Source organism: Pseudonocardia nigra (assembly GCF_019396355.1).
Lineage (GTDB): Bacteria > Actinomycetota > Actinomycetes > Mycobacteriales > Pseudonocardiaceae > Pseudonocardia > Pseudonocardia nigra.
Genome location: NZ_JAHKRK010000002.1, coordinates 45,662 through 64,871, shown reverse-complemented (window position 1 = coordinate 64,871; position 19,210 = coordinate 45,662). Strand labels below are relative to the sequence as shown.

The following is a 19,210-nucleotide window of genomic DNA, read 5'->3' as shown; positions in this document are numbered from 1 at the left end:
CCGGCACGGCGGCTCAGCGGGCCCGTCGCCGGTGGGCGGCGACCCGGTCGCGCGTCGCGCAGCGGCGGGAGCAGAAGCGGCGGGTGCTCCCGCTGCGCTCGCTGGCGAAGACGCTCTCGCAGCCGGGCGCCGCGCACGCCCCGCCGGGACGGATCTGGCGATCGGCGACGAGGACGGCGAGCGCCAGCGTCGACGACGCGAGGAACCACTCGCCCCATTCCGCGTCGTCGTGGCCGTCGAGGTGGAGGTGCCAGGGCGAGTCGCCCTCGTGGCTGGTGAGCCGGATCGGGCCGGGGCAGGCCGCGAGAAGGTGGTTCAGGGCCCGAACGACGTCCTCGAGGTCGTGGGCGGCGAAGACCGCGCGCAACCGTCCGGCGACGGCGCGCATCGCGGCCACGTCGGCGTCCGTGAGGTGCAGTGGGTCGGTCTCGCCGTGTGCCCGCAGCACGTCGCCGACTTCGTCGACGTCCGGCCGGGGGGCCGACAGCACGTTCAGGAGCGCCGCCGTGCGCTGGGCGGTGGCCCAGACCGAGTGGGGCGTCGCCCGTGCGGGCGCAGGGGGAGGCATCGGCGCGAGTGTAACGCCTATGGTGTATTTCTGAGTTACGTCGCTAGCGTCCGCACCCGTGGACCTGCAGGACCGCGGCGCGCTGTGGCGCTACCTCATCGGCGCGACGGCGGCGCGCACCGGGGACGAGCTCGCCCGGCCGGCGCTGGTCCTGGCCGGGCTCGCGGCGACCGGGTCGGCCTCCGCCGGGCCGTCGCTGCTGGCCGGCCTCACGATCGCCGCGGCCATCGGCGGGCCGGCGCTCGGCGTGCTCCTGGACCGGTCACGGCGGCCCGGCGTGGTGCTCGCGCTGGCGCTCGGCGGTTACGCCACCGCGCTCGCCGCCGTCGTGGTGAGCCTGGGAACGCTCCCGCTCGCGGTGGCGCTCGTGCCGGCCGTGATGGGCGGGCTGCTCGCGTCGGCGCTGTCGGGTGGGTGGGCCGCCCAGCTCCCGTGCGTCGTTCCCGCCTCCGGGCTGCGGCGTGCGACGTCGCTCGACGCGCTGACGTTCGACCTCGCGGGCCTCGCGGGTCCGGTGATCGCCGGGGCCGTGGCCCTCGTCGCCGGTGCGTCCGCGAGCGTGGCCGTCGCGGTCGGGCTTGTCGTGCTGTCCCTCCCGGCCGCGCTGTCCCTGCCCGCGCGGGGCCCGGCCACCGGGCCCCCGACACGAGCAGCGCGCTCGGTCCGTGCCGATCTGGTGGCCGGCGTCCGCGCGATCGTCCGCCGCGGCCCCCTGGCGAGGGCCACGGCCACCTCGACGGTCTCGTATCTCGGGGTGGGCCTGTTCACGGCGTGCCTCCCGCTGCTGGGCGCCGAGGTCTTCGGCGCCGCTGCGTACGGCGCGATCCTGCTGTCCGGTGTCGCCGCCGCGGCACTCGTGACGAACGCGGTGCTGGCCCGCTTCCCGCACCTGGCGGCACCGGACACCGTGCTGTGGGCGAGCACCCTCGTGCTGGCCGCTGCCCTGTTCCTGGCGGCGACGGGCGTGCCCGCGCTGCTCGTCGCTGCGGTGCTGGTCGCCGGGGTGGGCGACGGGCCACAGCTCGCGGCGCTGTTCGCCGTGCGGCACCGGGAGGCGCCCGCGCACCTGCGTGCCCAGGTCTTCACGACCGGGGCCGGCGTGAAGCTGGGCGGGTTCGCGGTGGGCGCCGCCGTTGCGGTCCCGGCCGCGGAGTGGTCGCTGCCGGGTGCCCTGGTGCTGGGTGCAGGCTTCGAGGTCCTCGCCGTGCTGACGTTCGTGCTGACGGGCGGGCCGGTCCCTGCGCTCAGTCGCGGGGACCGAGGATCTTCTCGAACCAGTGATGGGCGTACGGCTCGGCGTTGAACGCCTCCACCTCGCGGTATCCGGCGGCGCGGTAGAGCGCGATCGCCTCGGTCAGTGCGCGGTTGGTCTCCAGTCGCAGGGTGCGCACGCCGTGGGTCCTCGCCTGCGACTCGATCTCGGTGAGCAGCCGCCTGCCCAGGCCGGTGCCGCGGACCGCGGGGGAGGCCCACATGCGCTTCACCTCCGCCGGGCCCGTGGCGTGCAGCTTGAGCGCGGCGCAGCCGACGGGCTCGGCGTGCAGCGTGGCGACCAGCAGCAGGCCCGCGGGCGCAGTGAGCTCGTCGTCGTCGGCCGGGATGCTCCGCGCCGGGTCGAACCCCTCGCTGAACCGGTGCGCCAGCTCCGCGAAGTACGCCTGCAGGCAGTGGCGGGCGTCCGGGTGGCGGGGGTCGACGACGCCGACGCGGACCGCCGACGCGCCGAGGAGCCGCTCGACCTCGGCCATCGCGGCGACGAGCCGTTCACGCTGACGGCCGTCGAGCGGTTCGAGGATCGCGGCGGCGGAGTCGTCGGAACGGCGGTCGAGCTCGGCCCGCTCGGCGTGCCCGGCGGGCGTGAGCCGGACGGTCCGCACCCGCGCGTCGGCGGCGTCCGCCTCCACCGCGACGAGCCCGTCGGCCTGGAGGGCGCGCAGGAGCCGGCTCACGCAGCCGGAGTCGAGGTCGAGACGCGAGCGCAGCGCCCGCACCTCGCTGCCGTCGGGTCCGATCTCCCACAGCAGCCGGGCCTGGCCCAGCGGCCGGTCGCGGGAGAGGAACCGGTCCTCGAGGACGCCGAGCCGCTGGGTGACCGTGCGGTTGAACCGCCGCACGCGCGGTACCTGCTCGGCGGTGTCCATCGTCTGACTTTAGTCAGAGGTCAGGGGGTGAGCAATCCGGTCGCCCACATCGCGGCGACGAAGACGATCCAGAGCGTCACCGCCACCAGCAGGCGCAGCCACAGCCGTCGGAGCACGGACGGCTACACCAGCCCGAGCTGGTCGCCGACCAGCAGCACCGAGAAGTAGCCGTAGAACAGCACCGCCCAGATCATGACCGCGAGCCGGACGCCGGAGATCCGGATCGACTTCGGCAGGTACTTGCGGTTGATGAGGATCAGCAGCACCGAGTACACGAACATCACCACGCCGCCCAGCGACGCCGCGATGATGAGCAGCGCCACCGGCTGCTGCAGCCCGGACAGCAGGATCACGATGCCGAACACGATCATCGACCAGATGACCACGAAGTAGATGCGGCTCTCGGTCACCTTCGTGCTGCCCGGGAACACCGAGACCTTGAGCGTGTCGGCGGTGAGCCTGCTGACGTAGTCGAGAATGCCCAGCTCGGTGGAGAACAGCGCGATGGTGCCGGCCGCCCAGAAGGCGATCGAGAACCAGTCGCCGAACCGGTCGCCGAGGACCTGGCCCTCGAGCAGGATGAACTCGAAGTCGTCCTCCGGGAGCGCCTGACCGAACACTGTCGAGTAGGCGAGCACGGACAGGATGATCAGGGTCGTGCAGCCCAGCACGAAGAACGTGAAGAACTGTTCGAGGTTCGCGACGCGCCACCAACCGCGCCACCGGCGCATGTTGTCCTCGGTCTCGCGGAAGGTGTAGCCGGTGCCCGGTTCGGCGTGGGACTCGCCGGTGAACGGGGAGGTGACCTTGGGCAGGTACACCCCCATTCCCATGCCCTTGTCCCGCACCCAGTTGCTCTGGACGAGGTTATTCGCCCCGCCGGCGCCGGCGAAGGCGATCGCGCCGAGCAGCGCGGCGATGCCGCCCACCGCCTCGAACGGCGGGAACTGCCCGAAGTTCGAGAAGTCGGTGACGAACGTGCCCCATGCCTCGCCCGTGGTGGCGACGGACACCACGAGCACGAGGAACACGGCGATGAGCGCGACGAGAACCGTCTCGACCTTCTCCACGGTCTGGTAGACGACCGGCGAGAGCGTGAGGGCGATGCCGATCGCCACCAGCGCGGCGATCGCGATCGCGACGACGTTGCCCCCGCCGATGATGTAGGTGAGCGTGGTCGCCGCCCCCGTGCCCCAGCCCGGCCAGATGTTCGGCAGGATCGTCATGAGGATGAACAGGACGCCCCACGGCTTCCACAGCCGCGTGAACCCGGTGACCGCGGTCTCGCCGGTGGCGAGGGTGTACCGCGTGACCTCCATGTTGATGAAGTACTGGGTGAGGAACCCGACGACGGCGGCCCACATGAGCACGAGCCCGACCTGGCTCGTGATGTAGGGCCACAGGACGAACTCGCCGGACCCGATCGCGGTGGCGGTGATGATGATGCTCGCGCCCGCGATCTGTCGCAGTCTCTTGGGCTCGGGGAGGTCGCGATACGAGACCGGTGGGAGGTGTCGGCTCGAGATGTGCTCGGCGAATTCCTGGCGGTCCCGATCGCTCAGTGCCACGAGCCCTCCTCGGGTACGGCGACATCACTCGGTCGAGTGCGGAATTCGATCTATGGCATCAGTCACATCGCTCGGTGTCAATGGTCGGCTCCGATCGCGTCGAGGGCGGGGCCGAGTTGCGCTTCCTCGTAGTCGAAATGTGTTTCCAGCTCGTTCGCGAGCTCCTCGAGCCGGACGCGCAGGGTCGTCCGGTCGGCTGTGGTCGTCGTGGTCAGCGTCCGCAGCTCGCCGACGACGGCTGCCACCACGACGTGCTCGCGCCGCAGCCGGTCCAGCGCGGGACCGAGCTCTGGGAAGCGGCGCTCGAGATCGGGGAACACACCGTTCTCCCTGCCGTGGTGGGTCTCCATCGCGCCGCAGAAGGTGAGGCAGTGGCGCAGCAGGTCCTGCCCGAGCGTCAGGTCGGGGGCGCCGTCGGCGACCTGGGCCCGCAACGCCGCGAGGTCGGCGCGCAGGCCGGCGTGCACCTGCGCCAGGTGCTGCGCGGCCGCGCCGGCGCGCCCCTCGCCTCCCCCCGGCGGGGCAGGTCGGAGGGCGATCACCGGGATGAGGCGGGACGTGCCGGCCTGGTAGTCGGCGAACGCCGGCACGAGCTCGGCCTGGCGGGCGTAGAACCGGTCGCGCTCCGCGCCCTGCAGGACGGTGGCGATCGTCCGGCGGGTCTCGACCGCCCCGTCGCGGCCGATCTCGACCACGACCTCGGGGTTCGCGACCATGTTGTGGTACCAGGCCGGATGCTGCGGGGCGCCGGCGTTCGAGGCGAACACGAGGATCCGGTCGTCGTCGGCGAGGTACATCGCGGGGCTGGTGCGGGGGAGGCCGGTGCGGGCCCCGATCGTGGTCACCAGGACGAGGGGTGCCCCCGCGAAGGGCCCTCCGACCTGCCCGCCGCCCGCCCGGAACTCCTCGATGATCCGTCGGTTGGTGTCCAGGGCCCACTGCTCGCGCTCGGGCGCCATCCGCCCGCCCTCCCCTAGGCTGCACCGGTGAGGTGCATTTGCTTTGCAAGCAAAGCTAGTAGGAGGACAAAGTAATGTCAACGCGCGCCTTCGGCGTCGACCACGCCGCCCGGGCCCTGCTGCTGCTCATGCCGCGCGTGGTGGGGCGGGCGAAGCGCATGTCGGTGCCCGAGCAGCTCGCGTCGTTCAACCTGGCCCCGCGGCACCTGTCGCTGCTGGCCTACCTGGTGTTCGACGGGCCGCTCACGGTGAGCGAGCTCGCCGCCCGCCTCGAGGTCGCGCCGGCGACCGTCAGCCTGATGGTGGGGGAGCTGAGCCGGCAGGGAGTTCTCCGGCGCGCCGAGGACGACGCCGATCGCCGGCGCGTCATCGTGAGCATCGCCGACGAGCACCGCGCCGCAGTCGACGGCTGGCTCGCGAAGAGCGGACGCGCGTGGCGGCGCGTCCTGGAGCCGCTGACGCCTGCGGAGCGGCGGATGTTCGTCGAGACGTTCCGGGCCTACGAACGGGAGCTCGCGGCCCCCGACGAGGGATGAGTGCGACTCTCGTGGCGTGGACTACCGGCGGTGCGACCCGGGGACCAGGCGCAGCGTCACGCCGAAGCGGTTCCAGGCGTTGATGGTGGCGATCGCGGTGACGAGTGCGGCCAGCGTCGGCTCGTCGTAGTGCGACGTCGCGTCCTTCCACACCTCGTCGCTCACGCCCTCCGGGCCGAGGCGGGTCGCCTCCTCGGTGAGGGCCAGCGCGGCCCGCTCGGCGGGGGTGAAGAACGGGGCCTCGCGCCACGCCACCACCGCGAAGAGGCGCTCGTCGGTCTCGCCGTCGGCCTTGAGGTCGTGGCTGTGCATCTCGACGCAGAAGCCGCAGCCGTTGATCTGGCTCGCGCGCAGCTTCACCAGCTCCAGGGTGTTCTTCGGCAGGCCGCTGGAGTGCAGGTACTTCTCCAGGCCGAGCATCGCCGCGTACGCCTCGGGGGCGGTGTGGGCGATGTCCATGCGTGCGGTCACGGGATCTCCTTCTTCTCCTCGAACAGCGCGCGGGCGCGCGCCGGCTCGGCGGGGTTGACCACCATGTCGATGCCGCTGATCACGCGGTCGGTGACGGTGAGGGCCGCGGTGCCGACCAGGGCGCCGCCGTGGGTGAGGACGATGCCGGGTGCGCCGTCGATGTCGACCGGGTGGTGGACGGAGGCGCCCTTGCGCCGCACCCCGAGCAGGAACGCGGTGCGCTCGGCGGGCGACAGCGCCTCGAGCACCACCAGGAGGGCGTGCTCACCGAGTCGGCCAGGGTCGCCCGCTCCGCGGGGTCCGGGGCCGCGGCGGCGGGCGCGACGACCGGCTCGGGCAGCCACGGCCCCACGTAGCGTTCCCGGCGCCTGCGGGCCGAGCCCACCGCGTCCAGCGCGAGCCGCGACGTCGTGACCATCAGCCGGCCCGTCACCGACTCGATCGGGTCGGACGTCCGGTGCAGGCGTAGCCACGCCTCCTGCACGACGTCCTCCGCCTCGCCCAGGTCGCCGAGGATGCCGTAGGCGACGGCGGTCAGGCGGCCGCGCGCCTCGAGGAACTCCTCATCCACGCCCTCAGGACCATGCAGCGCCGCCGGATGTGACACCGGGCGATGTGACACCGGGCGATGTGACACCGTGCGGGTCGCCGGTCAGCTCCCGGCTGTGGGCCACCAGTCGCGGATAGTCCACCGCGATCCCACCGAGGAGCGCCTCCACGGCCTGTCCCACCTCGGCCGCGGTCGTGCCGGCATGCCCGAAGAGGGCGCGGTAGTGCACGAGCGACCCGAGCATGTCCAGGACGAGGTCGCGGTCGATGTCCTCGCGCAGGTCCCCGCGCGCCACCGCGTGGTCGAGCATCTGTGCCACCGCGGCCCGCGGCGGGTCGAACAGCGTGGTGAGGAACGCGTCGCGCAGTTCCGGCGTGGCCGCGCAGTCGGCGAACAGCGGCCCCAGCACGTCGGGGCGCATCCGCCGGAACGCGGCGACGAAGACCGCGATCCCCTCGCCCAGGTCACACAGCGTGCAGCCGGTGTCCGGGACGGGAGCGGTGCCGAGCCGGGTGGCGAGCGCGGCCAGTACCAGGTGCTGCCGGGCCGGCCAGCGTCGGTAGATCGCAGGCTTCGTGGTGTCGGCCCGCCGCGCGACCTCCTCGATCGTGAGGCGCGCGTAGCCGGACTCGTCGAGCACCGCGAGGGTGGCCTCGAGGACGGCGGTGGCGATCTGCGGATCGCGCGGGCGGGGCATGACGTCAGCCTACCGATCTGTTACGTTACGAATCGTAATGTAATTAGCGCCGAGGAGGTCTCGATGTCCATTCCTGCCCCGACGCGCGCCGGCCGCCGCGAGTGGCTCGGGCTCGCCGCGCTCGTGCTCCCCACCTTGATCATCTCGATGGACCTGGTCGTGCTGGTCCTGGCGACCCCGGCGCTGACGCCTCGGCGATCTCCGAGACCGGCAGCGAACTCGGCAACGCCCTCGGCATCGCGGTGCTTGGCAGCGTCGGGGTGGCCGTCTACCGCGGTGCGATGGCCGACGCGGCTCCGTGGCCCGGGACACGCTGAGCGGCGCGCTCGCCGCGGCGGCCGAGCTGCCCGCCGACCTCGCGGGGCCGCTGGTCGCGAGCGCCCGGTCGGCCTTCGTCGCGGGTATGCAGCTCACCGCATGGGCCGGGGCGGCCGCCGCCGCCGTCGTCGCCGCCGTGGTGGTCACGGTTAAGCTCAGGCGGTGATGCAGATCGGCGAGGTCGCCGCGCGGGTCGGCCTCTCGCTGCGCACCATCCGCCACTGGGACGAGGTCGGGCTCGTCGTGCCGTCCGAACGCTCGGCGGGCGGGTTCCGGCTCTACACCGAGGCCGACGTGCAGCGCCTCGAGCTGGTCAAGTCGCTCAAGCCGCTCGACTTCAGCCTCGAGCAGATCCGCGAGCTGCTGGCCACGATGGACGCGGCGGAGCGCGGCGACGACACGCCGGCCGTCGCCGCCCGGCTGGCCACGTTCCGGTCCGCCGCCCACGACCGCGTCGAGGTGCTGCGAGCCCAGGTGCAGGGCCTGGAGATGCTGACGCGGGAGCTGCGCCGCCTCACCGGCCCATCGGCCTGATCAGGTAGCGGAACGCGGGTGTCGGCACCTCGGGCGCGAGCTCGACCGCGCAGCTGCGAGCGAGGATCTCCAGCGTGACCGGGCAGCTGCCCGGGCCGTAGTCGACCTCCCGGGCCGCCCAGCCGTGCGGGTTCAGCACCGGGTGGTGGGCGCGCTTGGCCCGCACCGACTGCCAGTTCGTGTAGACGTGGCGGCCGCTGTCGATCAGCCGCCGGGCGCCGCGCAGCTCCCCGAACGCGCGGGCCTGCTCGGGGTCGTCGAACAGCAGGGCCAGCCCGACGGCGTCGGCCGGGTCGTGGTGCGGGCTGACCCGCACGCCGCGCGACCGCACCCGGTCGAGCACCAGCTGCCGGCGGTGGCGCCTGCGCGCGAGCTGGGCGTCGATGCGGGCGAGCTGGGGGCGCAGGATCGCGGCGGACAGCTCGGGCATCCGGTGGTTGACGCCGGGGAAGAGCTCCTCGTTCGCCGTCCAGCCGGGCCGCTCGTAGCTGCCCACGTCGTGGTGCATCCCCGCCCGGGCCGCGATGCGGCGGTCGTTGGTGAGGATCGCGCCGCCCTCGCCGCAGGTGATGTTCTTGTGCTGGTTGAAGCTGAACGCGGCCACGTGCCCGATCGAGCCGACCCGCCTGCCGTGGTGGCGCACGCCGATGGCCTGGCAGGCGTCCTCGATCACGACGAGGTCGTGCTCCGCGGCCACCTTCATGATCGCGTCCATGTCGCAGACCAGGTTGAGCATGTGCACCGGGATCACCGCCCGGGTCCGCGACGTGATCTTGCGGGCGAGGTCGGCGGGGTCCATCGTCAGGCTCTCGTCGATCTCCACGAGCACCGGGACGGCGCCGACCGCCAGCGGGGCGGCGGCCGTCGCGACCCAGGTGAACGCGGGCACGAGCACTTCGTCGCCCGGCCCGATCCCGGCGCCGACGAGCGCGCCGATCAACGCGCTCGTGCCGCTGTTCACCGCCAGGGCGTGCTCGACACCGATGCCGCGGCACAGCTCGGCCTCCAGCCGGGTGGTCTGGGACGTCCCCCGCGCGCCGTAGCGGGCGAGATCGCCCGTGGCCAGTACCTTCATCGCCGCCCTCATCTGCCGGATGCGCGCAGTCATACCGCGCAGTCTGGACGAACCAGGCCAAAGGGGCGGGACCGGCATGCTCTAACCTCGGCCGAAGTGGTGATCGATGCCCGCGGGATCGCGCCGGGTGGCCGGGTCTCGGCGGACGTGTGCGTGATCGGGACGGGACCGGCCGGGGCCACGGTCGCGGCCGAGCTGGCCCGCCGCGGCGTGGACGTCGTGGTGGTCGAGGGCGGCGGGCAGCGGTTCGGGCCCCGCCACGCCGACACCTACCGTGCGGCTGCCGGCGACGCGCACGACCCGCTCGAGGCCGTGCGGCAGAAGCGACTGGGCGGCACCAGCGAGGTGTGGGGCGGGCGGTGCGCCCCGCTCGACGAGCGGGACCTGCGCGGCTGGCCGGTCGGCGCCGACGAGCTCGCGCCCTACTACCGGCGCGCGCAGCGGCACCTGCAGGCGGGGGAGTACGAGTACTCCGCGGCGCGGGCCGGGCTGCCGGCCGGTGCCGTCCGGCCGTCGGAGGAGCTGGACGTCGACGCCACCTGGCGGTGGAGCCCGCCCACGGCGTTCAGCGGCCGCATGCGCGCGCTCGCCCGCGCCGCGAACGTGCGGCTGCTCGTCGAGGCCACCGTCGTACGGCTGGAGCGCGACCCGGTCGGCGGCGCCGTCACCGAGGCGGTCGTCGCGCCGCGACCGGGCGTCGAGATCACGATCGGGGCGAACACGTTCGTGCTCGCCGCGGGGGGTCTGGAGTCGGCGCGGATCCTGCTCGCCTCCGACGGGCAGACGCCCGCCGGGCTCGGCAACGAGCACGACCAGGTCGGGCGGCACTACATGACCCACCCGGTGGGAGAGGTCGGCACGGTCGTGCTGTCCGACGCCGGCCGGGAGCTCGCCCTGGGCTACCGGAAGACGCGCGACGGGGTGTACGCGCGGCGCATGCTCGCGCTCACCGCCGCCGCCCGGGAGCGCCACGGCGTCGGCAACCTCAAGGCCGCGCTGTGGTTCCCGGACCCGATGGACCCCGGGCACGAGGACGGCCTGCTCTCCACGTTCTCGCTCACCTACTACGCCCTCAACCGCGCCAGAATGGGCTTCAAGGCCGCGGGTACGCACGCGCGCTACGCCGACACCTCCGGGCTGCGCCGCCACGTCGGCAACGTGGTGCGCGACTGGCGGCGCGTCGGCCGGTTCGCCGTGTCCTGGGCGGCCCCGCGCGTCACCGGGCGGCGGATCCTGCCCTCGTTCATGCCGCTGGACGCCGCCACCTGCCGCCTGCGCTTCGACGCCGAGCAGTCGCCCGACGCGGCGAACCGCGTCACGCTCGCGCGCGAGCGCGACCACCTCGGCCAACGCCGCCTGCAGGTGCACTACGGGGTGTCGGCGGCCGACCGCGACCGCATCCGGCGCAGCATGGAGCTGATCGGCGCGGAGTTCGCCCGCCTCGGGTACGGCACGGTCGACATGGGCGACGCCGCGCGCATCGACGACATGGCGTTCACCGACGGCACCCACCAGATGGGGCTGCTGCGGATGGGCCACACCCCGCGCGACGGCGTGGTCGACGCCGACTGCCGGGTGCACGGCGCCGCGAACCTCTACGTGGCGGGCAGCGCGATGTTCCCCACCGCAGGGGCGGTCGGGCCGACGCTCACGATCGTCGCGCTGGCCTGCCGCATCGCCGACCGGGTCGCCGGGGAGCGCGCAGCCACCGCGTAGCGCCCGCGTAGACTCGGTGGCCTCATGGCGGACGTAGCAACCGAGGCGCTGCGGCGCCGCACCTTCGCGGTGATCAGCCACCCCGACGCGGGCAAGTCCACTCTCACCGAGGCGCTGGCGCTCTACGCCGAGGTGATCGACCAGGCCGGTGCGGTGCACGGCAAGTCCGGGCGCAAGGGCGTCACGTCGGACTGGATGGAGATGGAGCGCAAGCGCGGCATCTCCATCACCTCGGCGGTGCTGCAGTTCGCCTACCGCGACTGCGTGATCAACCTGCTCGACACCCCCGGCCACGGCGACTTCTCCGAGGACACCTACCGCGTGCTCGCCGCCGTCGACGCCGCGGTGATGCTGCTCGACGCGGCGAAGGGCCTCGAGCCGCAGACGCTCAAGCTGTTCGACGTCTGCCGCACGCGCGGCATCCCGGTGCTGACGTTCGTGAACAAGTGGGACCGGCCCGGCCGGGAGGCCCTGGAGCTGCTCGACGAGGTGGAGCAGACGATCGGGCTGCGGCCGATGCCGATCACCTGGCCGGTCGGGATCGCCGGGGAGCTGCGCGGGCTGATCGAGTGCGGCACGGGGGAGTTCACCCGCTTCTCCCGCACGGCGGGCGGCGCCACGCGCGTGGAGGCCGAGCACGTTGCCGAGGCGGAGATCGCCGCGGCGGAGCCGGAGTTCTGGCCCGCGGCGCAGGACGAGCTGGCGCTGCTGCGCGAGATCGGGGCCGAGTTCGACGAGAAGGACTTCCTCGCCGGCACGGCCACCCCGGTGCTGTTCGGCGCGGCGCTGGTCGGGGTCGGCGTGCGGCGGCTGCTGGACGCGCTGGTCGACCTCGCGCCCGCCCCGGAGCCGCGCAGCGACGACGCCGGTGTGCCGCGGGCGCTGGAGGCGCCGACCTCGGGGCTGGTGTTCAAGGTGCAGGCCGGGATGGACCGCGCCCATCGCGATCGCATGGCGTTCCTGCGCATCTGCTCGGGGCGCTTCGAGCGGGGCATGGTGCTCACCCACGCCGCCACCGGCCGCCCGTTCGCCACGAAGTACGCCCAGGCGGTGTTCGGCCAGCAGCGCACCACGGTGGAGGAGGCCTTTCCCGGCGACATCGTCGGCCTGGTCAACGCCGGCGCGCTGCGACCCGGTGACACGCTCTACGCCGAGGATCCGGTGGCGTTCCCGGCGATCCCCAGCTTCGCGCCCGAGCACTTCGCGGTGGTCCGCAGCGCCGACTCGGGCACGTTCAAGCAGTTCCGCCGCGGCATCGAGCAGCTCGACAGCGAGGGCGTCATCCAGGTGCTCACCTCGGACCTGCGCGGCGACCAGGCCCCGGTGCTCGCCGCGGTCGGGCCGCTGCAGTTCGAGGTCGTCACCGCGCGGCTCGAGTCGGAGTTCCGCGCGCCCGTCACGCTCGAGCCGCTCGGCTACTCCATCACCCGGCGCACCGACGCGGCCGGCGCGGAGCTGCTGGCCGGGCAGAGCGAGGTGGAGGTGCTCACCCGCCGGGCCGACGGCGCGCTGCTCGCGGTGTTCAGCAACAAGTGGCGGATGGAGACCGTCCGGCGCAAGTTCGACGACCTCGTGCTGGAGCCGCTGCCCGCGGGCAGCGAGCGTTAACGACCATGAGATAGGCCTTGACCACGGCCCTCACCAGGCGCATCCTGACCGGCGACGGGCAGGGTGAGCTCGTTGTTGCGCCTCCGAGCGCTGACCTGATACGCCGCATCGACGGCCATTGAGACGCCCTGCCCGTCACCCACGCCCTCACTCAACGCCTTCTTCAGCAGTCTCCTGGTCCTCCACCGCGGCGCGCAGCGCGGCGAGCCCCTGCTCCAGGCCGCGCAGGGCGTCGAGGTCGATGCGGGCGAGCAGCGAGCGGCGCTGCTCCTGGCCCGCGGCCTGGATGCGGTCGATGAGCGCGGTGCCCTCGGCCGACAGCGCGGCGCGGCGCACCCGCCGGTCCTGCGGGTCCTCGCGGCGCTCCACCAGGCCGCGCGCGACGAGCCGGTCGACCAGGCCCGTGACGGTCGCGAGCCCGACGCCGAGCGCCTGCGCCAGGTCGCCCTGGGCGAGTGGCCCGTCCGCCGCGAGGAGGACCAGCACCCGCAGCTGCTGCATGGTCAGCCCGCTCTCCAGCAGCGGGCTCGGCCCCGCCCGGGCGATCCGCCGCTGCAGCTGCGCCTCGTGGTCCTCGATGGCGGCGATCAGTGCCGCGCGCTCGGTGTCGATCGTCGGTCCTCCCCCGCGGCTTTAGCGAAGTCTCAGCTTCAGGCTAAAGGTTCGGGCGGGCCGTAGTATTGACTCGTCCGCATGACCTGGCTCGCCCGCCTCAGCGTGCACAACCGCGCGATCGTCGGACTGGTGACGGTGCTCGTCGTCGCCTTCGGACTGGTCAGCACGACCTCGCTGCGGCAGGAGCTGCTCCCACCGCTCGACCTGCCTGTCGTCAGCGTCGTCACCCCGTACGCCGGCGCGTCGCCCGAGGTGGTCGAGCAGCAGGTCACGATCCCGGTCGAGGACGCGGTCGGGAGCCTCTCGGGGGTCAGCGCCACGCGGTCGACCAGCACCGGCGGGAGCTCGGTGGTGACGCTCGAGGTCGAGTACGGCACCGACCTCGCCGAGTTCTCCACCCAGGCGGACCGGGCGCTGCAGGGCGCGCGGCTCCCCGAGGACGTCACCCCGACCGTCGTCAGCGGCGGGGTCGACGACCTGCCGGTCGTGCAGCTCGCCGTGTCGTCGAACCTCCCGCCCGACCAGCTCGCCGACGTGCTGCGCGACCAGGTGCAGCCGCTGCTCGCCGGGCTGGACGGGGTCGCGGACGTGACGCTGTCCGGCATCCGGGACCCGCGGGTCACCGTCGAGCTCGACGCGGCCGCCGCCGCGGAGCGCGGGGTGTCGCCTTCCGACGTCGCAACGGTGCTGCAGGACAACGGCGTGCGGACCCCGGCCGGGCAGCTCGCGTCGGACACCGACCCGCTGACCGTCGAGATCGGCGGCCCGATCACCTCGGCCGAGCAGCTCGCCGACCTGTACCTCACGCCCGCCCGCGGCGGCGACCCGGTGCGGCTGGGGGACATCGCCACGGTCCGCGCCGAACCCGCCCCCGCGACCGGCGACACCCGCACCGACGGCGCCCCGAGCATCGGGATCGGCATCACCAAGCAGGAGGACGCCAACACCGTCGCCGTCTCGCACGAGGTGGACGAGGCGCTCCCGGAGATCGTCGACCTGCTCGGCGGCGCTGCGCAGGACGCGCAGGCGACCGTGGTGTTCGACCAGGCCCCGTTCATCGAGCAGTCGGTGGAGGACCTCACCACCGAGGGCCTGCTCGGGCTCGTGTTCGCCGTGCTGGTGATCCTCGGGTTCCTGCTCTCGGTGCGCGCGACGCTCGTGACCGCGGTGTCGATCCCGCTGTCGGTGCTCATCGCGATGGGCGCGCTGTACGTCGGCGGCCACACGCTCAACATCCTCACGCTCGGCGCGCTCACCGTGGCGGTCGGGCGGGTCGTGGACGACTCGATCGTCGTCATCGAGAACATCAAGCGGCACATCGGCCTGGGCGGCCCACGGACGGCGGCGATCCTCACCGCGGTGCGCGAGGTGGCCGGGGCGATCACGGCGTCCACGATCACGACGGTGGCGGTGTTCGCGCCGATCGGGCTCGTCGGCGGCCAGGTCGGGGAGCTGTTCCGGCCGTTCGCGGTCACCGTCACCGCGGCGCTGCTGGCCTCGCTGCTGGTGTCGCTGACCGTGGTGCCGGTGCTCGCGTCGCTGGTGCTGCGCCGCCCCGCGCGCCCCGAGAAGGAGTCGGGCGCCGGCCGCATGCAGCGGGGCTATCTGCCCGTGCTGCGGGCGGCGATCGCGCGTCCGGTGCTGTCGCTCGGGGTGGCCGTGGCGATCCTCGCCGGGACGGTCGCGCTGGTGCCGCTGCTGCAGACGAACTTCCTCGGCGACGCCGGTGGCGGCACCCTCGCGGTGCGCCAGGAGCTCGCGCCCGGCACCGCGCTGCCGCAGGCGGACGCCGCGGCGCAGCGCGTGGAGGAGGTGCTCTCCGACACCGAGGGAGTGGCGAGCTACCAGGTGACCGTCGGGTCACCCGGCGGAGCGGCCGGCGGGTTCGGGCCGAGGGCCGGGACGGGCGACACGCGGTTCTCGGTGACGCTGGAGGAGTCGGCCGACGCCACCGCCGTCGCCGACGACCTGCGCGCCCGGCTCGCCGACCTGGGCCCGCCCGCCGAGGTCGGCACGCTCACCGTGCAGGGCGGCGCCGCCGGGTTCGGCAACGACGAGCTCGAGGTCGAGGTCACAGCGCAGGACCCGGACGTGCTCGCGCGGGCCGCCGACCAGGTCCAGCAGGCGGTCGCGGCCATCCCCGGCGCGACGGACGTGCGCAACGACCTCGCCGCGGCACAGGAGAGCGTGGACGTGGCGGTCGACCAGGAGGCGGCCGCCGCGGCCGGGCTGACCGAGGCCGGGATCGGGCGGTCGGTCGCCGCGGCGCTGCGCGGCACGCCGATCGGCACCGTCACCGTCGACGGGGTCGAGCAGGACGTGGTGCTGCGCACCGGCGCCGCCCCGGCCGACCTCGCCGCGCTGGAGGCGCTGCCGCTCGCGGGAGCCGGCGGCCCGACGACGCTGGGCCCGACGACACTGGGTGAGGTCGCGACCGTCACCAGGACGACCACCGCGCCGAGCATCGGCCACATCGACGGCGACCGCAGCGCGTCGATCACCGCCCGCCCGGACGCCGACGACCTCGGCGCGGTGGGTGCCGAGCTGCGCACCGCGCTCGACGAGCTGGACCTGCCCGCGGGCGCCACCGCGGAGATCGGCGGCATCAGCGAGGAGCAGGACGAGGCGTTCGCGCAGCTCGGGCTCGCGCTGCTGGTCGCCATCGCCGTGGTCTACCTGGTCATGGTGGTGACGTTCCGGAGCCTGCTGCAGCCGCTGCTGCTGCTCGTCTCGATCCCGTTCGCCGGCACCGGGGCACTCGGGCTGCTGCTGGTCACCGGCACCCCGCTGGGCGTCGCGGCCCTGATCGGCATGCTGATGCTCGTCGGGATCGTCGTGACGAACGCGATCGTGCTCATCGACCTGGTCAACCAGTACCGGCGGGCCGGGCGCAAGGTCGACGAGGCGGTGGTCGAGGGGGCGGCGCAGCGGCTGCGCCCGATCCTCATGACGGCCGTGGCGACGATCTTCGCGCTGCTGCCGATGGCGTTCGGGATCACCGGCGGGAGCGCGTTCATCTCCCAGCCGCTCGCGATCGTGGTGATCGGCGGGCTGGTCTCGTCGACGCTGCTGACGCTGGTGCTCGTTCCGGTGCTGTACGTGCTGGTGGAGCGGGTGCGCGGGCGGGGGCGCCCGGACGCGGGACCGGCCGTGCCGGCGAGCGCTCCCGAGGCGGTCCCGTCCGGGGCGGGAGTGGACGGCCGGGTCACCGACCGCGGCGGGGTGCCGCTCCCGGGTGCCGTGCTGCTGGTCGTCGACGCCACCGGGGCGCAGGTCGCCACCACCGCCGCCGGCGCCGACGGCCGGTTCCCGGTGGACCTGCCGGGGGCGGGGGAGTACCTGCTGGTGGGCCGGTACGAGGGGCTCGAGCCCACCGCGGAGTGGCTGGTGGCCACGGATGACGCGCGCGTCGGGCACGACATGGTGGTGGAGGGTCCGGCGAGCGTCGAGGGGCGGATCCGGCAGGCCGGCGGGGCCGGCGTCGCCGCGCTCGTGACCGCGGCCGACCGCGCCGGCGCGCCGGTGGCCGGCACCCGGGCCGACGGGGCCGGGCACTACCGGCTCGCCCACGTGCCGGCCGGCGAGCTGCACCTGACGATCGCCCCGCCCGGCGGCGCCGCGGTGACGCAGCGGGTGCAGGTACCGGCGACGGGCGTGCTCCGCCACGACGTCACGCTGCCCCCGACCGGGGTGCTCACCGGCGTCGTCCGCTCCGGGCACGGGGGTGGAGTGGGCGGCGCCGTCGCGACCGTGACCGACGCGGCGGGCACGGTCGTCGCGACCGGCCGGACCGCGGCCGACGGCTCGTTCCGGCTCGCCGGCCTCCCCGAGGGCGCCTACACGGTGACCGCGGTGGTGGGCGGCCCGGCGGCCAGCACCGTCGAGGTGCGCGACGGCGTGATCACGGCCGCGGAGCTGGAGCTGCGCTGAGCGCGTTCCGCGGAGCCGCGCGTGGGGCTGGAAGGTCGCCGTGAGATGACGGTTTCCGCACCCGGCACAGCAGAAATGGCGCTCTCGTGGCGGTCTCGGGTTCGGTGATCGCCGTGAGCGTGCACTTCTCGCGGTTCGGACGACGACAACCGCAACCTGATGGTGATCATGGCCGCCCCGCCGCCGGTCCCGGGGGGAGAACCGGGGCGGGCGCTGGGACGACCCGGAAGATCGCCGCGAGTGGACGGTTTCCGCACCCGGGACGGCAGAAGTGGCGCTCTCGTGGCGTTCTCGGGTTCGGTGATCGCCGCGAGCGTGCATCTTCCGCGGCCCGGACGACGACAACGGCAACCTCACGGCGATCATGCTGCCCGCACCGCCGTCGGGCCCGGGGAGATCCGGGGCGGGCGGCGGGACGACCTGGAAGGTCGCCGCGAGTGGACGGTTTCCGCACCCGGGACGGCAGAAGTGGCGCTCTCGTGGCGTTCTCGGGTTCGGTGATCGGCGCGAGCGTGCACCTTCCGCGGCCCGGACGACGACAACGGCAACCTCACGGCGATCATGCTGCCCGTGCCGCCGTCGGGCCCGGGGAGGTCCGGCCCCGACAGGGCGGGCGCCACACCCCGCACGACCGCGGCGCGGACAGGTCAGGGGCATGTCCCGAGCGCCCGGGCGCCGAGCGGGGCCCCGGGCGAGCGGTCGGCGCCGAGGACGGTGCCGATCTCCTCGGCCGACAACACCCGCTCGATCCCGAGCACGATCGCGCCCGCGAGGCCGGCGTACTCCCCGAGCGTGCTGGCGGCGAGCACGAGGTTGCGGGTGGCCAGCGGCAGCGCCCGCTGGTAGACGACGCTGCGCACGCCGGCGAGCAGGGCGTCGCTCGCGGCGGTGAGCGAGCCGCCGATCGTCACGCGCGCCGGGTTGTAGAAGTGCACGAGCGTGGCCACCAGCTCGCCGATCAGCCCGGCGGCCTCGCGGACCGCATTCTGGGCGCCCGCGTCGCCCCGGGCGACGAGCGTCTGGAGCTCGCTGATCGTACAGCCGAGCCTGCGGGAGATCGCGCCCGCCGACGCGACCGCCTCGATGCAGCCGACGTTGCCGCACACGCAGGCCTCGTCGGGGGCGCCGCGCACCCGGACGTGCCCGATGTCGCCTGCCGCGCCGTCGGCCCCGTGGTGCAGCACGCCCTCGCGGGTGACCAGGCCGCCGCCGATCCCGGTGCCCACCTTGACGAACAGCAGCGGCGCCTGGTCGGCGGGTACCGCCCTGGCTTCGCCGAGCGCGCGCAGGTTGACGTCGTTCTCGAGCACGACGGGGCAGCCGAAGGCCTCCCGCAGCCGCGCCGACACCGGATACGCGTGCCACCCGGGCATGATCGGCGGACGGACCGGCACGCCGAGGTGGCCGTCGACCGGGCCGGGAAGACCGATCACGACGGCGCGTGCGAGGACGTCGCCGGCGGTGCGCTCCTGCTTGGCCCGATGGTGCAGGGCGGCGAGCCGGGTCTCGATGGTCGCGAGCACCGCGTCCGGCCCGTCGGTGACGTCGAGGGGGGCGTGGGTGTGGGCGAGCACCCGCTGGCTCAGGTCGACCACCGCGAGGTGCGCGCCGCGGGCGCCGACGTCGGCGAGCAGCACGTGCCCGCCGCGGGGGGACAGCGCGAGGCGGTCGGCGGGGCGGCCGCGGCCGACGGTGGGGCGGGTCCCGTCCAGCCGCAGCAGGCCTCTGGCCAGCAGGTCGTCGACGGCGGTGCTCACCGTCGTGCGGGCCAGGCCGGCAGCCGGGACCAGATCGGCCTTGCTCACGGCGGTGCCGGATGCGACCAGTCGGGCCACCGTGCTCAGCGTGATGGCCGAGTCGAGGCGCCCGGAGACCGGGGGCGCGGCGAGCCGCAGCGGCGGCAGCGGCGAGGACGGCAACATCA

The 19,210-nt window shown here is 74.1% G+C and carries 17 protein-coding genes and 1 pseudogene; 7 read left to right on the top strand and 11 right to left on the bottom strand.

Features of this window, described 5'->3' with window-relative positions:
- Positions 1–13: 13 nt before the first annotated feature.
- Positions 14–568, bottom strand: coding sequence for a CGNR zinc finger domain-containing protein (locus tag KME75_RS00980; RefSeq protein WP_219412571.1), 555 nt, complete (start codon positions 566–568; stop codon positions 14–16).
- Positions 569–626: 58 nt separating this feature from the next.
- On the opposite strand from KME75_RS00980, the gene KME75_RS00975 reads away from it, so the two are divergent.
- On the top strand, positions 627–1,871 hold the full coding sequence (locus KME75_RS00975) for an MFS transporter (RefSeq protein ID WP_308282481.1): 1,245 nt from the start codon (positions 627–629) through the stop codon (positions 1,869–1,871).
- Here KME75_RS00975 and KME75_RS00970 read toward each other — a convergent pair.
- The 3 genes from KME75_RS00970 to KME75_RS00960 form a co-directional block, all read right to left on the bottom strand.
- The gene (locus KME75_RS00970) at positions 1,813–2,709 is read right to left on the bottom strand and encodes a bifunctional helix-turn-helix transcriptional regulator/GNAT family N-acetyltransferase (protein WP_219412570.1); all 897 of its coding nucleotides are present in this window, start codon (positions 2,707–2,709) and stop codon (positions 1,813–1,815) included. The genes KME75_RS00975 and KME75_RS00970 overlap by 59 nt on opposite strands.
- Positions 2,710–2,831: 122 nt before the next feature.
- Positions 2,832–4,277, bottom strand: a complete 1,446-nt coding sequence (locus KME75_RS00965) for an Nramp family divalent metal transporter (protein ID WP_308282480.1) — start codon at positions 4,275–4,277, stop codon at positions 2,832–2,834.
- A 77-nt stretch (positions 4,278–4,354) separates the two neighbouring features.
- Complete coding sequence (locus KME75_RS00960; protein ID WP_219412569.1) at positions 4,355–5,236, bottom strand: nitroreductase/quinone reductase family protein; 882 nt, start codon at positions 5,234–5,236, stop codon at positions 4,355–4,357.
- A 74-nt stretch (positions 5,237–5,310) separates the two neighbouring features.
- Here KME75_RS00960 and KME75_RS00955 point away from each other — a divergent pair, with 74 nt between their 5' ends.
- Positions 5,311–5,772, top strand: a complete 462-nt coding sequence (locus tag KME75_RS00955) for a MarR family winged helix-turn-helix transcriptional regulator (protein ID WP_219412568.1) — start codon at positions 5,311–5,313, stop codon at positions 5,770–5,772.
- Between the two features lie 21 nt (positions 5,773–5,793).
- Here KME75_RS00955 and KME75_RS00950 read toward each other — a convergent pair whose 3' ends face one another.
- From KME75_RS00950 to KME75_RS00940, 4 genes and pseudogenes are all read right to left on the bottom strand, one after another.
- On the bottom strand, positions 5,794–6,243 hold the full coding sequence (locus KME75_RS00950; protein ID WP_308282479.1) for a carboxymuconolactone decarboxylase family protein: 450 nt from the start codon (positions 6,241–6,243) through the stop codon (positions 5,794–5,796).
- Positions 6,240–6,587: a hypothetical protein gene (locus tag KME75_RS42450; protein ID WP_246631224.1), complete on the bottom strand. Its 348-nt coding sequence runs from the start codon at positions 6,585–6,587 to the stop codon at positions 6,240–6,242. The genes KME75_RS00950 and KME75_RS42450 overlap by 4 nt, the downstream gene beginning before the upstream one ends.
- Before the next feature lie 35 nt (positions 6,588–6,622).
- Positions 6,623–6,814, bottom strand: a pseudogene (locus KME75_RS46540) (sigma factor); the annotation flags it as partial.
- Between the two features lie 4 nt (positions 6,815–6,818).
- Positions 6,819–7,490, bottom strand: coding sequence for a TetR/AcrR family transcriptional regulator (locus KME75_RS00940; RefSeq protein WP_219412566.1), 672 nt, complete (start codon positions 7,488–7,490; stop codon positions 6,819–6,821).
- Positions 7,491–7,788: 298 nt separating this feature from the next.
- Between KME75_RS00940 and KME75_RS00935 the strand changes: the two genes are divergently transcribed.
- Both KME75_RS00935 and KME75_RS00930 read left to right on the top strand, forming a co-directional pair.
- A complete protein-coding gene (locus tag KME75_RS00935; protein WP_219412565.1) occupies positions 7,789–7,974 on the top strand; it encodes a hypothetical protein in 186 nt (61 codons plus the stop codon).
- The gene (locus KME75_RS00930) at positions 7,974–8,342 is read left to right on the top strand and encodes a MerR family transcriptional regulator (RefSeq protein WP_219412634.1); all 369 of its coding nucleotides are present in this window, start codon (positions 7,974–7,976) and stop codon (positions 8,340–8,342) included. The genes KME75_RS00935 and KME75_RS00930 overlap by 1 nt, the downstream gene beginning before the upstream one ends.
- Here KME75_RS00930 and KME75_RS00925 read toward each other — a convergent pair.
- The gene (locus KME75_RS00925; RefSeq protein WP_246631223.1) at positions 8,323–9,450 is read right to left on the bottom strand and encodes a DegT/DnrJ/EryC1/StrS family aminotransferase; all 1,128 of its coding nucleotides are present in this window, start codon (positions 9,448–9,450) and stop codon (positions 8,323–8,325) included. The two genes, KME75_RS00930 and KME75_RS00925, sit on opposite strands and share 20 nt — an antisense overlap.
- 63 nt (positions 9,451–9,513) lie before the next feature.
- Between KME75_RS00925 and KME75_RS00920 the strand changes: the two genes are divergently transcribed.
- Positions 9,514–11,133 (top strand): FAD-dependent oxidoreductase, encoded by a 1,620-nt coding sequence (locus KME75_RS00920; protein WP_219412564.1) that lies wholly within the window; start codon positions 9,514–9,516, stop codon positions 11,131–11,133.
- Positions 11,134–11,157: 24 nt separating this feature from the next.
- Positions 11,158–12,741, top strand: a complete 1,584-nt coding sequence (locus tag KME75_RS00915) for a peptide chain release factor 3 (RefSeq protein ID WP_219412563.1) — start codon at positions 11,158–11,160, stop codon at positions 12,739–12,741.
- Between the two features lie 147 nt (positions 12,742–12,888).
- On the opposite strand, the gene KME75_RS00910 is transcribed toward KME75_RS00915, so the two are convergent.
- Positions 12,889–13,242: a MarR family winged helix-turn-helix transcriptional regulator gene (locus KME75_RS00910; RefSeq protein ID WP_219412562.1), complete on the bottom strand. Its 354-nt coding sequence runs from the start codon at positions 13,240–13,242 to the stop codon at positions 12,889–12,891.
- Between the two features lie 192 nt (positions 13,243–13,434).
- Between KME75_RS00910 and KME75_RS00905 the strand changes: the two genes are divergently transcribed.
- A complete protein-coding gene (locus KME75_RS00905; protein WP_219412561.1) occupies positions 13,435–17,286 on the top strand; it encodes an efflux RND transporter permease subunit in 3,852 nt (1,283 codons plus the stop codon).
- A 647-nt stretch (positions 17,287–17,933) separates the two neighbouring features.
- Here the strand turns inward: KME75_RS00905 and KME75_RS00900 are convergent.
- Positions 17,934–19,208, bottom strand: coding sequence for an ROK family protein (locus tag KME75_RS00900; protein ID WP_219412560.1), 1,275 nt, complete (start codon positions 19,206–19,208; stop codon positions 17,934–17,936).
- Between the last annotated feature and the right edge of the window lie 2 nt (positions 19,209–19,210).